The organism is Pseudomonas sp. 57B-090624, from assembly GCF_003234055.1.
GTDB classification, from domain to species: Bacteria; Pseudomonadota; Gammaproteobacteria; order Pseudomonadales; family Pseudomonadaceae; genus Metapseudomonas; species Metapseudomonas tohonis.
On sequence record NZ_QKRU01000159.1, the window covers coordinates 1 to 3,181 of the forward strand.

At 70.1% G+C, this 3,181-nt stretch carries 4 protein-coding genes; 2 read left to right on the forward strand and 2 right to left on the reverse strand.

The window, feature by feature from the left end; translation table 11 throughout:
• Positions 1–244 precede the first annotated feature (244 nt).
• Positions 245–1,126, reverse strand: coding sequence for a LysR family transcriptional regulator (locus DMX10_RS32055; RefSeq protein ID WP_236206367.1), 882 nt, complete (start codon positions 1,124–1,126; stop codon positions 245–247).
• A gap of 87 nt (positions 1,127–1,213) precedes the next feature.
• Here DMX10_RS32055 and DMX10_RS32060 point away from each other — a divergent pair, with 87 nt between their 5' ends.
• Together DMX10_RS32060 and DMX10_RS32065 are read left to right on the forward strand one after the other, a co-directional pair.
• Positions 1,214–1,918 (forward strand): CTP synthase, encoded by a 705-nt coding sequence (locus DMX10_RS32060; protein WP_111264871.1) that lies wholly within the window; start codon positions 1,214–1,216, stop codon positions 1,916–1,918.
• Complete coding sequence (locus DMX10_RS32065) at positions 1,915–2,271, forward strand: antibiotic biosynthesis monooxygenase (RefSeq protein WP_111264872.1); 357 nt, start codon at positions 1,915–1,917, stop codon at positions 2,269–2,271. The genes DMX10_RS32060 and DMX10_RS32065 overlap by 4 nt, the downstream gene beginning before the upstream one ends.
• Here the strand turns inward: DMX10_RS32065 and DMX10_RS32070 are convergent.
• Positions 2,238–2,867 carry a tRNA-uridine aminocarboxypropyltransferase gene (locus DMX10_RS32070; RefSeq protein ID WP_111264873.1) on the reverse strand — a complete coding sequence of 210 codons (630 nt, stop codon included), beginning with the start codon at positions 2,865–2,867 and terminating at the stop codon, positions 2,238–2,240. The two genes, DMX10_RS32065 and DMX10_RS32070, sit on opposite strands and share 34 nt — an antisense overlap.
• Positions 2,868–3,181: the final 314 nt, after the last annotated feature.

Consider the following 3,181-nt stretch of genomic DNA (forward strand, 5'->3'; position numbering starts at 1 on the left):
CTGGTGGGCCGCGTAGCCGGAACGCAGGGCGTACATGCTCCACATCAGCTCGGCCATGCGGCGCGCCTGGCGGCGTACACGGTAGCTGTTGAGGTCGATGACGTCTGCGGTGCGGCTCATGGATGTCTCCTCGGGAGCGCTGGAGTGACTCGATGGGAAGGAGACTATCACCGCACTTTTTATATCCATAAATAATCAATTTTCATTTGTTAATTACCTATGGAGCTAAGAGAGCACACCCCTTTCAAGGTCCCAGCCGGATGCTGCGGCCCAGCTCGTCGAACAGCGTCACCACCGAGCGCAGGGCGCGGCAGTCCGGGCGGGTCAGCAGCCACAGGGCGGTGTCGCACGGGCTCAGGTCGGCCTCCAGCGGTTGCAGCCCGTCCTCGATGAGAAAACGCGGCAAGGCCGCGACGCCAAGGCCGGCCCGGGCCATCTGGGCGACCGCGAGCATGCTGTTGCAGCGATAGGCCGGCACCAGCGCCGGGTAGCGCTGGCGGCGCCAGACCACGCTGGGGTGGTTGGGCAGGAATTCGTCCGGGGCGATCCAGGCCATGGCTGCCAGGTCCGCCGGGTCGCGCCCATGCAGGTAGGCGGGGCTGGCGCAGAGGGCGTAGGGCACGGCACCGAGGCAGCGCCCCACCAGATGCTGCGGGGGCGCGGTGGTCAGGCGCAGGGCGATGTCGGCGTCGCGGCGGCTGAGGTTGGCGAAGTCGTTGGAGGTGGCCAGTTCCAGGTGCAGGGCCGGGTAGCTGGGCATGAAGCGCGCCAGCGCCGGCAGCAGCAGCCCGTGCAACACCGAGTCGGTGCAGGTCAGGCGCACCGTGCCGGCGAGCACCTCGCGCCCCTGCTCCAGCGCGACCCGTGCAGCCTCCAGGGCGTGCTCGGCCTGCTCCGCCTGCTGCGCCAGGAGCAGCGCGGTACTGCCGGGCAGGTAGCCGGCGCGGCTTTTCTCGAACAGTTCCTCGCCCAGGGCCTTCTCCAGCCTGCGCACCGCGCGGAACACGGTGGAGACGTCCACCTGCAGCAGCTCGGCGGCGCGCGCCAGGCTGCCGCCACGGACCAGGGCGAGCACCAGGGCGAGGTCGCCGTGCTCGAGGCGATAGTGCGCAGCTGCAATGATCAATTGTGTTTTCGCCAATATTGAGTGCCGAGGCGCAACTATATAGTCCGCCTGCCACCGCGCATATCGCGCCGCAGACAAGGAACGGACATGGCCCGCCCTCGCACTTCCCGCATCCGCCTCGCCCTGATCGGCGACCAGGACCTTTCGATCACCGCCCACCAGGCGATTCCCGAAGCGCTGTCGCTGGCCGCATCGCTGCTGGATATCGGCCTGGATCACGCCTGGCTGGCCACCGACCGCGTCGACGCCGCCGCCCTCGCCCGCTTCGACGGCTTCTGGTGCGTGCCGGGCAGCCCCTACCGCGACACCGGGGGCGCACTGCGCGCCATCGAACATGCCCGGGGCCACGGCGTGCCCTTCCTCGGCACCTGCGGCGGCTTCCAGCACGCGTTGCTGGAATACGCGCGCAACGTGCTCGGCTGGACCGACGCCGAACACGGCGAGACGGCACCCGACGCGGGCCGCCAGGTGGTCGCGCCACTGGCCTGCCCGCTGGTGGAGGCCATCGACGCGGTGCACCTGGCGGCGGGATCGCGCATCGCCCGGGCCTACGGCGCGCAGCTGGCCTTCGAGGGCTACCGCTGCCGCTACGGGCTCAACCCGCAGTTCGAGGCGGCGTTGCTCGGCGGCCCATTGCGGGTGGGCGCACGGGACGCTACCGGCGAGGTGCGCGCGGTGGAGCTGGAGGGGCACCCCTTCTTCGTCGCCACGCTGTTCCAGCCGGAACGTGCGGCCCTGGCCGGGCGCCTGCCGCCGCTGGTGGCGGCCTTCGTCGAGGCCTGCGCGCAATGAGCGGCGGCGAGCAGGGGTTCGCCCGGACACCGGCGGCGCCCTACTACGCGGTGATCTTCACCTCGCGACGCACCGCCACGGATGACGGCTACGGCGATACGGCCGAGCGCATGGTCGAGCTGGCACGCCAGCAGCCGGGCTTCCTAGGCGTGGAGTCGGCGCGTGGCGTGGATGGGCTGGGCATCACGGTGTCCTACTGGGAGAGCGAGGCGGCGATCCTCGCCTGGAAGCGCCAGGGCGAGCACGGCCTGGCGCGTGCCCGGGGCCGGGCGGATTGGTACAGCGCCTTCGAGGTGCGCATCGCCCGGGTGGAGCGCGCCTACGGCTTCTCTCGCGAGGGGGAACCGGCCTGAGGCTGGCCGTGGTTGCGCTGGAAGGTCTCCTCGCCCATGGCGGCGATCTGGCCGTCGATCAGCGCGTCGAAGGGCTTGAGCAGGGCATCGAAGCTGGCCGGTGCTTCCAGCAGGTCCAGCGCCTGGGCGATGGCTTCGACGGTGGACAATGCCCCGGGCGCCGGGGCCTTGCGCAGGCGGTAGCGGGAGAGGCCCCCGGCCGGCAGCGTCACCCGTGGCAAGGCCGCCAGGGCGGGGTTGCTGTGCAGCAGCTTGCGCGCCTTGCGCCAGGTGCCGTCGGGCACCACCAGCAGCAACGGGCGGCCGGCGCTACCGGCCACCTCCGCCAGCGACACGGCCTCGTCCCCCGGGAACAGCAGCCGCGCGTCATGGCGCGGATCGGCCAGTTCGGCCGCCAGCTCAGGGAAATGCTCACCCACCCGCAGCTCGGCATTCTCCAGGCCCAGCGCCGCCAGCCGCGCGGTGTTCAGCGCATGCTCCACCTCGCTCGGGTGCTGCAGGACGAGCACGCGGGTACGGCTGGGCAGGCTGGGGATCAGCGGGCACAGGCAATGGCTGGCGGGTCGTTGGCAGCGGGGGCATTGGGGGCGGGACATGGGCGGGGATTTTGCCATGGATGCCGAGCACGGCGCGGGGCATTTTCGCGAATGAATTCGCCCACGGGAGGGGCGGCGCTATGCGCCGTTGGGCGAATGAATTGGCTCTGTCTGCGTTAGCTGTTGTGGTTTTAATGCAAGCGCTCAAGCACAGCCCTTTCCGGGCGCCCAAGGGTTCGTGCCCCCCCACCGCATGGGTTTCGCTTCGCTCTACACCATCCTACGAAAGCCTGTGCGCACCTGTGGTGATGCGCTGGACGAAGAAAGTTGGAGCAGCCGCCAACGCCCCTCCAGGAGGCCGAACGCAGTCGTTG

Excerpts from the sequence above, each read along its gene's own strand:
- DMX10_RS32060 (WP_111264871.1), top strand. The coding sequence starts at position 1,214 with ATGGCCCGCCCTCGCACTTCCCGCATCCGCCTCGCCCTGATCGGCGAC.
- DMX10_RS32065 (WP_111264872.1), top strand. The coding sequence starts at position 1,915 with ATGAGCGGCGGCGAGCAGGGGTTCGCCCGGACACCGGCGGCGCCCTAC.
- DMX10_RS32070 (WP_111264873.1), bottom strand. The coding sequence starts at position 2,867 with ATGTCCCGCCCCCAATGCCCCCGCTGCCAACGACCCGCCAGCCATTGC.